This window comes from Nonomuraea sp. NPDC050786, from assembly GCF_040654115.1.
Taxonomy (GTDB): domain Bacteria; phylum Actinomycetota; class Actinomycetes; order Streptosporangiales; family Streptosporangiaceae; genus Nonomuraea.
This window is the reverse complement of the sequence record NZ_JBFAHJ010000032.1, coordinates 26,779-41,592: the sequence shown is the minus strand read 5'-3', so window position 1 is coordinate 41,592 and position 14,814 is coordinate 26,779. Positions and strand designations below refer to the sequence as shown.

The window sequence follows — 14,814 nt, the reverse complement described above, 5'->3', positions numbered from 1 at the left end:
GTCCTTTCGTGGGCCACCGAGGTCAGTGACCGCGACGGATGTCGGTGGAGGCGTAGATCTGCTCGATCAGCTCGATGACCGCCAGCGCGTCACCGGCGGCCACCGGGGGCGCGCCGCCCTCGCTCAGGGCGACGGCCAGCTCGTCGTAGAAGTCCGGGTAGCCGCCCGGCTCGGCCGGCACCGGGGACTGTCCGTCCCGTCCGCCCAGCCGCCCCCAGCGCTCCTCGGGCTCCCGGCCGTACGCCGCGTCGCCAGGACCGAGGCCGGAGGCCAGCTGCTGCTCCTGGCAGTCGAGTCCCCATTTGACGAAGCCCGCCGCCGATCCGGCGATCGTGAACCGGGGCCGCTCGAGAGGGGCCAGCGAGCTCATCGCGAGGTGGCTGCGTACCCCGCTCTCGTGCACCAGGGAGACGAACGCCTCATCGTCGCCACCCGGGCCAGGCCGGTAGCGGGTGAGCTCGGCGTGCACGGAGCCGACCGGGCCGAACAGCCGCAACGCCTGGTCGAGCAGGTGCGGCCCGAGGTCGAACAGCATCCCGCCGCCGTCGGCGGGCAGGGCCTGCGCCTTCCAGGCCTTGGGCTCGTCCGGCTTCCACCACTCGAAGCGCGACTCGAAGGTGCGGATCTCGCCGAGCGACCCGTCCCCGACGAGCCGGCGTACGGTGCGGAAGTCGCCGTCGTAGCGGCGGTTGTGGAAGACCGTGAGGAGCAGCCCCAGCCGCTCCGCTTCCGCGATCAGCTCCCGTCCCTGCTCGGCCCGTACCGTGAAGGGCTTGTCCACCACCACGGCCAGCCCGCGGGCGAGTGCGGCCAGAGCCAGGTCGTGGTGCGAGTCGGGCGGTGTGGTCACCACGACCAGATCGAGCCGGCCGGCCTCGGCGAACAGCTCCTCGGCGGTCCGCAGCACGGCGGCCCCCGGATGGTCCTTCGCCGCCTGTGCCCGGCGATCCGGGTCGGCGGTGACCACCGCCGTCACCTCGAATGCGGGATTCGCCGCCAGGAGCGGGCCGTGGAACACCCGCCCGCCGGTGCCGAAGCCGATGATCCCCGTCCGGATCGGCCGGCCGCCGTCCTGCACGCTCACAACACCTCCGAAAGAAACCGCTGCAACCGCGGGCTCCGGGGACGATCGAACAGCTCCTCCGGGCTGCCCCGCTCGACCACCTCGCCCTCGTCCATGAAGATCACCTGGTCGGCGGCCCGGCGGGCGAAGCCCATCTCGTGGGTGACCACGACCATGGTCATGCCCCGCCTGCCCAGGCCCGCCATCAGGTTGAGCACCCCCTTGACCAGCTCGGGGTCCAGCGCGCTTGTGGCCTCGTCGAACAGCATGACCTCCGGCTCCATGGCCAGCGCCCGGGCGATCGCCACCCGCTGCTGCTGGCCGCCCGACAGGTCGCGGGGCCGGTGGTCGGCCCGCTCCGCGAGCCCCACCTCGGCCAGCGCCCGGCCGGCCCGCTCCCGCGCCGCGGCCCGGGACATGCCCTTGACCTTCCACAGCGCCAGGGCCACGTTGTCCAGGGCCGTGTGGTCGGGGAACAGGTTGAAGTGCTGGAACACCAGCCCGATCCGCTGCCGCAACTGCTCCGGCACCATCGCCGAGGCCTTCTCGCCGGCCAGCAGCACCTCGCCGCGCTTGGGCTCGTGCAGCCGGTTGATGCCGCGCAGCAGGGTCGACTTGCCCGACCCCGACGGTCCGATGACGCAGGTGGTACTGCCCGGCCGGACCTCGAAGCTGACGTCGCGGACCACGTCGAAGCTGCCGTACGCCATCGACAGGCCGACCAGCTCCAAGCCGGAGCCGTGAAAGGTCGGGGTCGGCGTCTCCGCGTTCATGCCTTGCTCCCTGTGGCGCTTCCTGTGGCGCTTCCTGTGGCGAGAGGGGTGCCGCTGTCGAGCTCGTCGAGCTCCTTGAGGCCGCTCACCGGCCCGGCCTTGCGCCGGCCGGTGCGGAACCGTTGGTCGAAGTAGTTCACCAGGTGAGTCAGCGGCACCGTGATGACCAGGTAGAACACTCCGGCCAGGAGCAGCGGGGACAGGTTGCCCGACAGGATCGCGGCGTCCTGACCGACCCGGAACAGCTCACGCTCGCTGGCCAGCAGGCCGAGGAAGTAGACCAGGCTGGAGTCCTTGACGATCGCGATGAACTGGTTGACGAGGGCCGGCAGCACCCGTCGCACGCCCTGCGGCACGACCACCAGGCGCATGGCCCTGGCGTAGTTCATCCCCAGCGCCCGGCAGGCTTCGAGCTGGCCCTTGTCGACGCTCTGGATGCCGGCCCGGAAGATCTCGCCGATGTACGCGCCGGCGATCAGGCTCAGCGCGATGATCCCCAGCGGGTAGGGCGAAGGACCGAAGATCGACTGGCTCAGCCTGGCGAACCCCTGACCGATGAGCAGGATGGTCAGGATCGCCGGCACCCCACGGAAGAGGTCGGTGTAGACCCGGGCCGGGATCCGCAGCCACGGCGCGGTAGAGATGCCCGCGACCGCGACCAGCATGCCGAGCACCAGACCGAGCACCGTGGCCGCGACCGAGATGATCAGCGTGTTGGCCAGGCCGACCGCCAGCATCTGCGGCAGGACCTCGGCCATCGCCGAGAAGTCGAAGAACGTGCGGATCAGGTCGTCCAGCCAGTCCACGTCAGCTCCTTTCTGCGTGTTGGGGCGGCCCGATCATTTGGCGGCGGCCGGCGCGCCGGTGTGGTCACCGCCGGGCAGGTACTGCTTGGGCATCGGCGAGCCGGGGAACCACTTCTCGTACAGCCGCTTCCAGGTGCCGTCCTCCATCGCCGCGACCAGCGCCTTGTCCAGGGCCGCCTTCAGCGCGGAGTTGCCCTTCTTGATCGCGAACCCGGCCGGTGCGTCGAAGGACGGGATGTCGGCGGCGCTGACCAGGCCGAACTGCGCGATGTAGGACTTCGCGGCCTCGTAGTCGAGGAAGTGGGCGTCGACCGAGCCGCGGTTGAGCGCGGAGATGGCCGCGTTGTTGTCCGGGAAGCGGACCAGGTTGGCCTTCGGGAAGTTCTTGACCGCGTACGCCTCCTGCAGCGTGCCCTGGACGACGCCCAGCCGCTTGCCGGCGAGCCCGTCGGCGGAGGTGATGCCGGAGTCCTTCTTCGTGATCACGGTGAGGTAGCCGGCCAGATAGCCGGTGCTGAAGTCGACCGTCTTCTTGCGCGCGTCGGTGATGCCGATGGCGGCGACGCCCGCGTCGAACTGGCCGTTGGCCACGGCCGGCAGGATGGCCGAGAAGTCCTGGCCGGTGTAGACGACGTCGGTGATGCCCATCCGCTTGGCGACGTCGCGGAAGAGCTCGACGTCGAAGCCGCTGAACTGGCCGTTGGCATCGGTGAAGGTGTAGGGCTTGGCGTCGCCGAGGCTGGCGACCCGCAACTGCCCGGGCGTGATCAGCCCGTAGGGGTTGTCGGCGCTTTTCTCGGTGCTGCCGCCGCCGCACGCGGCCAGGCCCAGCATGGCGACGAGCGCCAGCAGCGCCACCAGTACGGATTTGCGAGGGGTTGGAGACACGGGGACCGCCCAAGGGTGGGGATTCAGTGAGACCGGTCTCACCCGTGTATGCTGATTGAGACCGGTCTCAGCGGGATTTCCCGAAGACTAGGAGACGCCTCCCTCGCACGTCAAGGGTCGATGTCCCCGACACCCGTCCGCCGTCGCCGGCGCTGAGGCGACCCGAGCAAGGCAGGATTCATGGCGAAGGCAGGCAACCACCGCGAGATCACCGTCGCCGACGTCGCCCGCGAGGCCGGTGTCTCCAAGGCTCAGGCGGCTCGCGCGCTCGGCGCGTACGGCGCCGTGAGCGACGCCGTACGCGAACGGGTGCTGGCCGCCGCAGCCCGGCTGAACTATCGCCCCAACCAGCCGGCCCGGACGCTGAACACCGGCCGCTCGCACAGCGTCGGCGTGGTCGTCGGCGACATCGAGAACCCCTACTTCTCGCTGGCCACGCGGGGCATCTCCGACGCGGTCGAGCGTTCCGGCTTCACCGTGGTGCTCGCGAACACCAGCGAACGAGTGATGGCCGAGCGCGCCGCGGTGGACATGCTGATGGACAAGCGGGTCGACGGGCTGATCGTCGCTCCCGCCTCCACGGGCGACTCGGCCCATCTGCGGGCCGTGGTCGATGCCGGACGCCCGCTCGTGCTGCTCGACCGGATCGTCCCCGGACTCGCCGTCGACGCCGCCCGGGCCGAGATCGAGCCCGCAGCACGGGAGGCGGCCGACCATCTGCTGGCCCTCGGGCATCGCCGGATCGGCTACATCACCACCGCCGACGGCAGCGACGTCCGCACGGACGGCCCCCACCCGCTGCCGTCCCCGGTGGCCGCCCGCGTCGCCGGCCTGGTCGGCGGATTCACCGAGCGCGGCCTGACCTGGGATTCCGACCTGCTGCGGTCCTGCCGGCACGACGAGGCGGCGATCCGCAAGGCCGTGGTGGATCTCGTCCGCGGCCCGCGCCCGGCGACGGCCCTCATCGCCTCTGACAGCCTGATCGGCCAGGTCGTCGTCGGGGCGTTGCAGGAGGAGGGCCTGCGGATACCCGACGACGTCTCGGTCCTGATGTACGACGACCAGCCGTGGGCGCGGCTGGTCACGCCGCCGATCACGGTGGTGGCGCAGCCGACGTACGACATCGGGTACGCGGCCGGAGCCCGGCTCGCCGCGCTGATCGGTGGCGCCACGAACTCCCCGCCCCTGGTGCCCCTTCCCGCCACCCTGATCCGGCGCGGCTCGATCGGGCCGGTGGGCGGCGGATCGCCGGCGCGCTCATGAGCGGCGTCGCACCCAGAAGCGGGGCTCTGTCCCACGCCGGAGTCCGTCCCACGCCGGGGTCCTCCTGCGCCGGGGTCCATCCCACGCCGGAGTCCGTCCTGCGCCGGGGTGCGCGTCGCCGCCGTGACCTCGTCGAGCCGGTCCGGGTTGCCGCCGCGACCTTGTCGGTCAGTGCGGGTCGCCGTTGAGCAGGCGTTCGAGACGGGCGGTCGCCTCGACCGGGTCATAACCGGGCAGGGCCGCGCGCATGAGGTCGTGGGTCTGGCGTTGGGCGTCCGCGACGGCGTCGCGCACCGCGGCCAGCGTCTCCTCGGCCAGCTCGTGGCTGCTCAGCTTCATGGCCCGGGCGCCGTACGAGACGTCGAGCACGCGGCCGTTCGGGTCCACGCTCGCCGTGACGTAGCCGCTCGGGCCGGCCCCCGTACCGACGATCTTGTTGAGCTCTTCCTGCGCAGTCTCCAGCCAGGCCAGCATGCGCTCGCCCTGGCGGCCGGCCTCGTCCAGGTCCTCGTCCCTGATGTTGCCCGGATCGATCAGCGGGCCGAACACGCTTGACTCCCCCTCAGACATAGAGATCGCGGGCCGCCTGCTCGACCCGCTGCCGTACGAAGGTCTCGTCGAGCGGCTCCGGCAGGGTCCGGCCCTTGACCTTCTCCGCGATCTCCAGGGCCTGCCGTTCGGCGTTGGCCTGCGCCTCCTGGAGCACGGCCGTGACCTTCCTGCCGAGCTCCCGCTCGCTCAGCCGCAGCGCCCGCGGGTCGATGCGGAGGCGGGTCAGGCCGCCCTGGCCGTCGGCGGCGGCCTCCACCAGACCGTCGTCGCTCCCGGCCCGGCCCTCCACCTGCTGGATCGCGGCCCTGGCGGCCTGCAGGTCGCGCATGATCTGCCGGCTCTGGTCGAGGTAGGCGGCCAGGTATTCGGCGTCGTGTTCCGGCGCGGGTGTCGGCATGTCATGACTCCGGCGATCAGATGGCGTACTGGCAGATGGAGTACTGGCTGATGGCGTACTGGCCGACCAGTCTAGACACATCCTGACTCGATCTTGACGTTGAGATGTGGATCTCATGAACCGGAAATCTTGCCTATTAACCGACATGTAACGATATGGTGCTGCGGCATGACGGGACTCGAGATCGCTCTGGGGGCGGTGGGGCAGAACGCCTCGGACATCAGGACCCTCGGGGAGGACTACGACGCCGCGCTCCAGCGGCTCAAAGAGCGCGCGAACGGCGCCGCGGCGTGGGGTGACGACGGGCTGTTCGGCGTGATCACCGCCGCGTACGCCGAGTGCACCCAGATGGGACTCGCCGCCCTCACCGGGGTGTCGTCGGAGATCACGGGAACCGGCGAAGGGCTGGACGCCGTCGGCAGGAACACGCAGGCCGCCGAGGACGCGAACGTCCAGAACCTCGGAAGCAGCGCATGGGCGTGATCCTTCCGCCGGAGGTGGCGGGGTTCGTGCACATGCTCGGCATCCTCTGGCCGAACATCGACGAGGACGAGATCAGGAAGGACGCCACCGCCTGGCGTACCGTGACCGCCGGGACCGACCGCTCGGGGGTGGAGGCCGACGCGTCGGTCCGCCGGACGCAGGCCAGTTACCGCGGCGAGTCCGCGACGGTCATGGCCGGCCGCTGGAACGCCACCGGTGGCAACGGCGGCCATCTCTCCCAGGCGGCCGCCGCCGCGAGAGTGGTGCCCGTGGTCCTCGACGGCACGGCGAACGTGGTGACCGCGGCGAAGCTGGTCGTGGGCACCCAGGCCGCCAGCGCGATGGTCAACGTCGCTCAGCTGGTGGTATTCGGGGGCGCGGCCGGTGCGACGGCCGCGTACGCGCGCATGCTCCTCGCCCGCAACGCCGCGGGGAAGGGCCTGCGCGAGGCCGGCGAGGGCACCGCCAAGGTGCTGGCACCGGGACTCAGCTCCAAGGCCACGGCGATCTGGCACCGCATCTTCGGCGACCTGCGCGGACTGGGCCGCCCGGGCGGCACCCCGGCGCTGGCCGGCGCCGGCGGCCGCGCCGTGGGTCCGAGGGCGATGACCGGCCCCCGCCACGCGCGCGACTACATGGCGACCATGGGCCGCAACAACAACAATGCTCGAAGAGGCGGCGGCGGCCGTGGCGGCCGGAGCGGCGGCGGCCGAAGCGGCGGCGCCCGGGGCAGAGGCGGCGGCGGCGGGGGCATGTTCAGCAGCTTCCGCCGGGACGGGTCGGGGAAGATCCACGGCGCGCTTCCCAACAGCACCAGGGGCATGTCGAAAGAGGAGGCGGAGCGGGTCCAGCGGGAACTGCTGGCGAGCATCAGCAGGAGAGAAACGGAGCAGAGGGTGCTCGGCGAGGAGGCCGGGCACAGGACCCGGATCAATATGGAGAAGGAGGCCCTCAGGAAGGTCCGAGAGGACATACAGCGGAGATGGGGGGGACAGTAGGAGATGCAGACGCAAGCGGGCGACGACCTGATTGAGCGCATCCGCACGCATTCGGCCGACGACGACGTCGTGGGCCCGGCGGCCAACGACCTGCTGGGTGAGCTGTACGCGGGATACCCCGTCGAGAACCTCGGCAGGCTCCTCCACAGCGGCGACGACGCCGTCGTGGGGACGGGCAGCTGGCTGCTGTCGGAGCTGGGAGAGCGCGCCGCCCCGATGCTGGACGAGGTCCCGGCGCTGCTCGCGCACCCGCTGCGCCGCGTTCGGTACTTCGCGATCGAGGTCGTGCTGCTGAGCGCCGACGCCCGGCACGGTCCCGTCATCGCCCAGGTCATGAACCTGAGCCGGGATTTCGACAGCGCCGTCCGCTGGAAGGTGCTGGAGTTCCTGGCCGAAGCCACGGACGAGCAGCTGGCGGCCGGGGCGGCGGCGCTGGAGCCCGGCCAGGTCAAGGAGCTGGCCGAGTGGCTGATCCGCCTGGACGGGGAGGAGGAGCCCGACCCGCGGGACGTCGTCGCCCGGCTCGAGGGGCTCGACCCGCTGGCCCGGCTGTTCGCCGCGGCGGCCGCCGCGCACCTGTCCGACGAGGACGACACGAACCTCCTGCGGCACGCGGCCACCGCCGACGACGAGGAGATCAGCTCGTTCGCCCGGCAACGGCTCGAGGAGCTGGCCGAGTAGCGCGCCGAGGGCCGCGGACGGCCGTGCTAGGGAACGCGGCCGACGCCGCCCAGGATGCCGCCCTTCTCCAGCCCTGGGGGGATGAACGGGTCGTCGTTGCGCCAGTCCTGCACCGGCACGAGGCCGGGTTCGAGCAGTTCCAGCCCGTCGAAGTAGGTGCGCACCACGTCGTAGTCCCGCAGGTGCAGCGCGCCGGAGGTGGTACGCCGGTAGACGTCCTGGGTCTCGCTCCTCAGGCCCGGGGTGCTCTGGCCCTTCTCCACGTACGCGTGCGAGAGGATCAGGTGGCTCCCCGGCGCCAGCGGCTCGCGCAGGGCCCGGACGATGCCGGCCACCTCGTCGTCGTCGCCGAAGAAGTGGAAGAGCGCGACGGCCAGGACCGCCACGGGCCGGCTGAAGTCGAGGTGCTGGGCGGCGGCGGTCAGGAGCGCCTTGGGGTCGTGCGCGTCACCGTCGATGATCACCGTGTCGGGGTTGTCGGCCAGCAGCGCCCGGGCGTGGACCAGCACGATCGGGTCGTTGTCCGAGTAGACGACCTTGGCGTCGGGGATGATCCGGTGCGCGACCTGGTGCACGTTGTCCTGCGTGGGCAGGCCGGTGCCGATGTCGAGGAACTGCCGCACGCCGGCCCTGGCCATCGTCTCCACGGCGCGGACCAGGAAGCCGCGGTTCGCCCGGGCCATCTCCCGTACGTTCGCGCCACCCTGCCTGCTCAGCTCCAGGATCTTCTCGGCGGCCTCGCGGTCGGCGGGAAAGTTGTCCTTCCCGCCCAGGAAATAGTCGTACATGCGGGCGACGGTGGGGACGGTCGGATCGATCTTCCCCGGAAGCCGTTCACGCTCGGTCACGCTACACCCTTCCTCACCTTTGATCGCATCTTATGGGGAATCGCCAGATCTGGGATCAGAATCAGTGAGACGCCCGGTATTGCCGGGACTCACTCGTAAGAGTGAGAGAGGAAATAGGTAGCACCGGCGATCCGCGGCGGCATCGCTGATCGACAGGATGGGCGCATCGCACCAGCAATCCCCTCACCTGGAGATCCTCCGATGAAGCTGTCAGCCGCCTGCCTCGCCCTGGCCACCCTCGTCGCGGCGGCGCCCGCCTACGCGGCCACGCCCACCCCGGCCCCCACGCCGAGCGCCTGCCCGCCACCGGCCGTGATTCAGCCCGATCCGGACGCGACCGTCCCGCCCGTCAACGCCGCCGCGCTGCGGCAGTCCATCGCGGGCCTGCCCGCGGCCGACGCCACTGCCGCGATCGTCCGGGTGGGCGGCACCAAGGGCTCGTGGGCGGGCGTGACCGGCGTGGCGGATCTCGCCACCGGACGCAAGGCGTCGCAGCACGTACGCTTCCGGGCAGGCAGCGTGACCAAGATGTTCACCACCTCGGTGGTGCTGCAGCTCGTGGCCGAGGGCAAGATCTCACTCAACGGGACCGTCCAGGAGTACCTGCCCGGCCTGCTGCCCGACTCCTACCCCGACGTCCGCGTCGGCCAGCTGCTCAACCACACCAGCGGCCTGCCGTCGCCCGACCTGCCGGACACGTTCGACTGGGTGTACCGGACCCGGTTCAAGACCTGGACGCCGGAGGAGTACGTCGCGCTGGCCGTGCGCAACCCGATCGAGTTCGCGCCCGGCACCCGGCAGCACTACCTCAACACCAACACCTTCGTGGCCGGTCTGCTGATCGAGAAGGTCACCGGACGCTCGTACGAGCACGAGGTCACTTCCAGGATCCTGCGCCCGGTCGGCATGCGCGACAGCTACCTGCCCGGCGCCTCCCCCCGCATCCGCGGCCCGCACCACAAGGGCTACCAGTCCGTGCCCGCGGGCTTCGACGACGCCGTCCCCTACGGTACGGGGCAGGTGGTCGACATGACCGAGACCAGCGCCACCTCCACCTGGGCCTCCGGTGATCTCATCTCCACCACCGCGGACCTGGAGAAGTTCGTCCGGGCGCTGTTCTCGGGGAAGGTCGTGCCGCCCGCGCAGCTGGAGCCGATGTTCACGGTCCCGGACGTGACGATGTACGACAAGTGCGGCAACCAGCCGGCCGTCTACACCTCCGGCATGGCGAAAATGGTGCTGCCGGGCGGCATCGTGGCCTACGGCAAGACCGGCGCCCGCTACGGCTACGCCGCCGGCGTCGGCGCGACCCGTGACCTGAGCCGGACCCTCGTCTACTCGGTCAACTCCACCGACGCCAAGGCCTCCGGCCAGAACCAGAGAACCATACGCATCGCACTGGCCGCCTTCACCGGATGAGTCCACACCAATGCAGCGGCCATTATTCCCGACGGCCCCATATTATCGCCATAAATTCTCCATAAATTCACCACACAACCGTACGACCTGCGTGAACGCGCGAATACGTCACAGCTCGAGATATAGCTTCGTCGGCGATTTGAACACCGTTCCGGGGAAATGTCCAGCCCTTGTCGCGCGATTTACCAGCACTTACTCTCCAGGTGATCAAATCACTTTTCCTCTTCCTGGAGGCACCTCTTGCGCCGATTAGCGCTCCCCGTGGCCCTCGGGGCGATGCTCCTCCCCTTCCTCGCCCCGGAGGTCTCCGCCGCCGCGCTCGCCGACCCGCCACCGGCCGGCGTTCAGGAGATCGGCCCCGGCCAGTACTCCTCCGACACCAAGACCTTCAGGCTCACCGAGCTGGACGTGTCCGCGGGCGCGATCAGCCGCAAGCACGGCGTGGCCATGACCGCCGGCGATCTGTCCCGGCCGCAGTCGGCCCCGGCCACCCGCCCCGAGCTGGGCGTCTTCGGGCCGGGCTGGCAGGCCGAGTTCGCCGGCGGGGAGATCAACCGGAAGCTGGAGAACCAGAACGGCACCATCGTCGTCACGGAGCTCGACGAAGGGACGTCGACCAGCTACTCGCTGAAGAGCAGCGTCTCCTTCCCCGACGGCGGCGGCATCCAGACGTACGAGGCCACCGACGGATCCAAGATCACCGAGACCACCAAGTGGGACGCGGCCGTCGGCGCGATGCGCACCACGACGATCGAGACGTTCTCGACGGAGCTGGGCTCCCTGGACCCGGGGGACGAACCCTTCACCAACGCCGACGGCACGCCCATCAGCAGCGCCGACCTCAAGCTGACCTACACCTGGTCGCGGCAGTCCGGGGCGCCGAGCGCCGACCCCTGGCGGGTGACCAGCGTGGGGACCACCGCCTTCGGCAAGTCCTCGATCACGTACGACGCCCAGGGCCGGGTCAGCACCGTCAAGGAACCGGCCCGTGGCGAGGCCCCCACGTCCGTCACCAAGTTCACCTACGCCACGGCCACCACGGCCAGCGGCACCTCCTTCGGCGACTACGCGGGCCGGCTCAAGGAGGTCACGGTCACCTACGGGACCCAGGCGCCGCAGACCGAGGCCGGCTACGCCTACGACCAGAACGGCCTGCTGCGCGCCGTGACCGATCCCAGCGTCGGCGCCACCCAGGCGAGCTACGCCTACGACTCGGTGGGGCGCCTGTCGTCGATCGAGTCCGCCGGCAACGGCGGATGGCAGCTCGCCTTCGCGGAGGGCGCCGCGGCTCCCACGGTGACCGCCACCGGCACCGACATGCCGGTCAACGGCGGGGCGACCACGGGCGCGGCCGGGCTGGACGACCCCAACGCCACCGAGCCGCCGGCCGACGACTTCCTCCCGGACGGCGTGGATCCCCCGCAGTCCTACCCGAAGAAGTGCGACACGGCCAAGACCTGGATGTGGTACACCAAGTCGGGCTGCTCGGCCTGGGCCTTCCACGGCGGCAAATGGCGCAAGCCGGACTGGAAGCGGACCGCCAGCGGCTTCAAGGTCAGAGGCATCGATTACGACCACTGCACGAAGTCTCCGGACCGTCCCCTCGGGTTCGACTTCCGGCCGGCCTGTGACTCGCACGACTACGGGTACGGCCTGATGACCAACCAGAAGAAGAAGTACAAGTACTACCTCGACCGCACTACCTGGCGAAAGCTCGATGTGGACACCCGGTTCTACATCACCCTCAAGGACAAGGTGTGCGGCGGCTACTTCTTCCTGGTGCGAGGTAGCTGCAGAAAGCTCGCCGCGGTCTATTACGCGGCTGTCATGGCCTTCGGCATGCCCTGACCTTCCCCGAGCCGGACGGCGGCATCGGCCGCCGTCCGGCCACCTCTCATGCCTGCGTCGTTCCCCTGCACCTCCGTTATGTAAGGCGCGGTACGTCATGAAATCAATGCGAGTCTTATCCGGTGTCATCGTGGCGCTCACGGCCACGGCGATGGTGACGGGGCCGGCCTACGCGGCAACGGCCCCTCCCACGGCTCCCGCGGCAGCCGCTTCGACGGCCCAGCAGGCCACGTCGGCGGCGCCCTGGATCGAGCCCAAGTTGAGCGAGCGGGTGGCCGCCGCGGGCAAGGTCAGAGTGAACGTGGTCAGCAAGTCCCGCGCCGACCTGCCGGACGCGGCCGCCAGCGGCCAGGTCGTCCAGCAGCTGTCCCGCTTCCCCGTGGTCACCCTGCACGTCGACCAGGCCGGGCTGGACCGGCTGTCGAAGCTGACCAGCGTGGTGAGCGTGACCGAGGACCGGCCGGTGCGGCCGGTGCTGGCCGAGAGCGTCCCGCTGATCGGCGCGGACAAGACCAGGCTCGCCGGCAAGACGGGGGCCGGCAGCGTGGTGGCCGTGCTGGACACCGGCGTCGCGGTCAACCATCCCTTCCTCAAGGACCGGGTGCTGGAAGAGGCCTGCTTCTCCCCCATCGACGCCGACTACTCCGCCACCAGCCTCTGCCCCGACGGCACCGCCCAGCAGGAAGGGCCCGGCGCCGCCGACGCCGACCAGGGCCCCTGCGCCGACGCCGCGCTGGACTGCGACCACGGCACCCACGTGGCCGGCATCGCGGTCGGCGACGGCACGGGCGTGACCGGCGCGCCGCCGGCCGGCGTCGCGCCCGGCGCGGAGCTGGTCGCCATCCAGGTGTTCAGCAGGTTCAGCTCCGAGGACCTGTGCGGGGCGGGCGCCGCCCCGTGCGTGCTCAGCTTCACCAGCGCGCAGCTCGCCGGCCTGGAGAAGGTGCTGCAGCTGAAGGACGAGGGGGTGCCGCTGGTGGCGGCCAACCTCAGCCTGGGCGGCGGCCAGTACACCGCGGCCTGCGACGGCGACCCGCGCAAGACGGTCATCGACAGCCTGCGCGCCGCCGGCGTGGCCACCGTGATCGCGGCCGGCAACGACGGCTTCGGCGCCGCCGTGGCCGCCCCCGGCTGCGTGTCCTCGGCCATCACCGTCGGCGCCACCAACGACCAGGACGGGGTAGCGCCCTTCAGCAACCGCGGCGCGCTGCTGGACCTGTTCGCCCCCGGCGTCTCCATCGTCTCCTCCGTGCCCGGCAACAAATGGGCCTCCTTGAACGGCACCTCGATGGCCGCGCCGCACGTCACCGGCGCCCTGGCCGTGCTGCGCCAGGCGCTGCCCGACGCCCCGCTGGCCCAGCTCGAGACCGCCTTGAAGACCACCGGCAAATCCATCGCCTACAACGGCGTGACCACCCCTCGCATCCAGGTGGACGCCGCCGTCCTGGGGAAGAGCCCTGACCCGGGCGCCTGGCCCATCCCGTACTTCGAGAACATGAAGGACACCGCGATCCCGGACCACGGCACCGTGACGTCCTCCATCCCGGTCACCGGCCTGATGGGCACCGCGCCCGCCACCACCGAGGTGTACGTCGACATCCACCACACCTGGCGCGGCGAGCTGAAGATCGACCTGATCGCCCCGGACGGCAAGGTCTACCCGCTGCAGGCCAACGACCCCAACGACAGCGCCGACATCATCCACGAGACCTACACGGTCAACGCCAGCGCCTCCCCGGCCAGCGGCACCTGGAAGCTCCGCGTGCAGGACGTCGAATATCTCGACACCGGCTTCATCGACGGATGGTGGATCCGGCTGCCCTGCTTCGGCAACTGGGACGACACCGCCATCCCCGATCCCGGCGTCGCCGAGTCCGGCATCGTCCTGGCCTGGCTCAACGGCAACGCCCCCACCCGCACCCGGGTCCACGTCGAGATCCAGCACACCTGGCGCGGTGACCTGAAGCTCGACCTGGTCGCGCCGGACGGCAAGGTGTACCCGCTGCGCGCCGCCGACCCCAAGGACGGCACCGACAACATCGACGAGAACTACTGGGTGAACGCCAACGTCTCACCCGCCAGCGGCACCTGGAAACTCCGGGTGGAAGATCTCGCCAAGGGCGACAAGGGCTTCATCAACGGATGGACCCTGACGCTGTAGCGGCGCCCGCGGGACGGCTGCCCGCGGGCGGCCGTCCCGGCCCTTTTCCCGATGTCGCGCCGCGAACACCGGCGCCGTAACGAGCGTCAAAGAAGGTATGAAAGCTGACAGCAGGCTCGCCGCCGCCGCCGTAACCGCCATGCTGCTGCTGGCGGTCAACGGCTGGGGCGCCGAGGCCCACGCCACCTCTTCGGCGGAGACCGCGGCCCCGCGCTGCGTGACGGGACAGTTGAGGGCGAGCATCGGCCGGATCGACCCGGGGGCGGGCCAGCGCAACGCCGACCTGTCGCTCACCAACAGATCGGCCAGGACGTGCTCGCTCTACGGGTTCGTCGGACTCATCATGATCGACGGCAGGGGCGACGCCCTCCGTACGAGGGTCCGCAGAGACCGCGTGACGCCACACCGGGTGACCCTCAATCCAGGACGTAGCGCACAGGCCGGGCTCCACTGGGGCGTGATCCAGACGGGCGGTGAGAAGACCTGCCCGACGGCCGCCCGCCTCATGATCATCCCTCCGGACGAGAGCGCCCACCTGGAGATCCCCTTCACCGCGACCGTGTGCGACGACGGCCGCATCGACGTCGCACCTCTGCGCTGACCGGATCAGGGCGCGTGCGGCCCTCACCCCGCG

At 70.6% G+C, this 14,814-nt stretch carries 15 protein-coding genes; 8 read left to right on the top strand and 7 right to left on the bottom strand.

The genetic code is table 11. The annotated features are described in order from the left end of the window. Positions 1-22 precede the first annotated feature (22 nt). Genes AB0H84_RS41625 through AB0H84_RS41610 form a run of 4 tightly spaced genes read right to left on the bottom strand, consistent with a single transcriptional unit; the run spans position 23 to position 3,530 of the window. The gene (locus AB0H84_RS41625) at positions 23-1,084 is read right to left on the bottom strand and encodes a Gfo/Idh/MocA family oxidoreductase (protein ID WP_357617331.1); all 1,062 of its coding nucleotides are present in this window, start codon (positions 1,082-1,084) and stop codon (positions 23-25) included. After that, positions 1,081-1,836 carry an amino acid ABC transporter ATP-binding protein gene (locus tag AB0H84_RS41620; protein ID WP_357617329.1) on the bottom strand — a complete coding sequence of 252 codons (756 nt, stop codon included), beginning with the start codon at positions 1,834-1,836 and terminating at the stop codon, positions 1,081-1,083. Before AB0H84_RS41620 ends, AB0H84_RS41625 begins: the two co-directional genes overlap by 4 nt. Further along, positions 1,833-2,642 (bottom strand): amino acid ABC transporter permease, encoded by an 810-nt coding sequence (locus tag AB0H84_RS41615; RefSeq protein ID WP_357617327.1) that lies wholly within the window; start codon positions 2,640-2,642, stop codon positions 1,833-1,835. Before AB0H84_RS41615 ends, AB0H84_RS41620 begins: the two co-directional genes overlap by 4 nt. 33 nt (positions 2,643-2,675) lie before the next feature. Continuing rightward, positions 2,676-3,530: an ABC transporter substrate-binding protein gene (locus AB0H84_RS41610; protein ID WP_357617325.1), complete on the bottom strand. Its 855-nt coding sequence runs from the start codon at positions 3,528-3,530 to the stop codon at positions 2,676-2,678. A 180-nt stretch (positions 3,531-3,710) separates the two neighbouring features. Here AB0H84_RS41610 and AB0H84_RS41605 point away from each other — a divergent pair, with 180 nt between their 5' ends. After that, on the top strand, positions 3,711-4,793 hold the full coding sequence (locus AB0H84_RS41605; RefSeq protein WP_357617323.1) for a LacI family DNA-binding transcriptional regulator: 1,083 nt from the start codon (positions 3,711-3,713) through the stop codon (positions 4,791-4,793). A gap of 168 nt (positions 4,794-4,961) precedes the next feature. Here the strand turns inward: AB0H84_RS41605 and AB0H84_RS41600 are convergent, their stop codons facing one another. Together AB0H84_RS41600 and AB0H84_RS41595 are read right to left on the bottom strand one after the other, a co-directional pair. Then, positions 4,962-5,342, bottom strand: coding sequence for a YbaB/EbfC family nucleoid-associated protein (locus tag AB0H84_RS41600; RefSeq protein ID WP_357617321.1), 381 nt, complete (start codon positions 5,340-5,342; stop codon positions 4,962-4,964). Positions 5,343-5,355: 13 nt separating this feature from the next. Beyond that, positions 5,356-5,742 (bottom strand): YbaB/EbfC family nucleoid-associated protein, encoded by a 387-nt coding sequence (locus tag AB0H84_RS41595; protein WP_357617319.1) that lies wholly within the window; start codon positions 5,740-5,742, stop codon positions 5,356-5,358. 168 nt (positions 5,743-5,910) lie between these two features. Here AB0H84_RS41595 and AB0H84_RS41590 point away from each other — a divergent pair, with 168 nt between their 5' ends. From AB0H84_RS41590 to AB0H84_RS41580, 3 genes are read left to right on the top strand one after another with little or no spacing between them, the layout of a single operon-like run. Continuing rightward, positions 5,911-6,225, top strand: a complete 315-nt coding sequence (locus tag AB0H84_RS41590; protein ID WP_357617317.1) for a hypothetical protein — start codon at positions 5,911-5,913, stop codon at positions 6,223-6,225. After that, positions 6,216-7,223 (top strand): hypothetical protein, encoded by a 1,008-nt coding sequence (locus AB0H84_RS41585; protein WP_357617315.1) that lies wholly within the window; start codon positions 6,216-6,218, stop codon positions 7,221-7,223. The genes AB0H84_RS41590 and AB0H84_RS41585 overlap by 10 nt, the downstream gene beginning before the upstream one ends. A gap of 3 nt (positions 7,224-7,226) precedes the next feature. After that, positions 7,227-7,904 (top strand): hypothetical protein, encoded by a 678-nt coding sequence (locus AB0H84_RS41580; protein WP_357617313.1) that lies wholly within the window; start codon positions 7,227-7,229, stop codon positions 7,902-7,904. A 26-nt stretch (positions 7,905-7,930) separates the two neighbouring features. On the opposite strand, the gene AB0H84_RS41575 is transcribed toward AB0H84_RS41580, so the two are convergent. Continuing rightward, complete coding sequence (locus AB0H84_RS41575; protein WP_357617311.1) at positions 7,931-8,752, bottom strand: SAM-dependent methyltransferase; 822 nt, start codon at positions 8,750-8,752, stop codon at positions 7,931-7,933. 201 nt (positions 8,753-8,953) lie between these two features. Between AB0H84_RS41575 and AB0H84_RS41570 the strand changes: the two genes are divergently transcribed. The 4 genes from AB0H84_RS41570 (at position 8,954) to AB0H84_RS41555 (ending at position 14,781) form a co-directional block, all read left to right on the top strand. Continuing rightward, the gene (locus AB0H84_RS41570) at positions 8,954-10,171 is read left to right on the top strand and encodes a serine hydrolase domain-containing protein (RefSeq protein WP_357617309.1); all 1,218 of its coding nucleotides are present in this window, start codon (positions 8,954-8,956) and stop codon (positions 10,169-10,171) included. A gap of 240 nt (positions 10,172-10,411) precedes the next feature. Continuing rightward, positions 10,412-12,019, top strand: coding sequence for a phospholipase A2 (locus AB0H84_RS41565; RefSeq protein ID WP_357617307.1), 1,608 nt, complete (start codon positions 10,412-10,414; stop codon positions 12,017-12,019). Positions 12,020-12,125: 106 nt separating this feature from the next. Further along, entirely contained in the window at positions 12,126-14,180 is a 2,055-nt protein-coding gene (locus tag AB0H84_RS41560; protein WP_357617305.1) for a S8 family serine peptidase, read from the top strand. Positions 14,181-14,277: 97 nt separating this feature from the next. Beyond that, complete coding sequence (locus tag AB0H84_RS41555) at positions 14,278-14,781, top strand: DUF4232 domain-containing protein (RefSeq protein WP_357617303.1); 504 nt, start codon at positions 14,278-14,280, stop codon at positions 14,779-14,781. Positions 14,782-14,814: the final 33 nt, after the last annotated feature.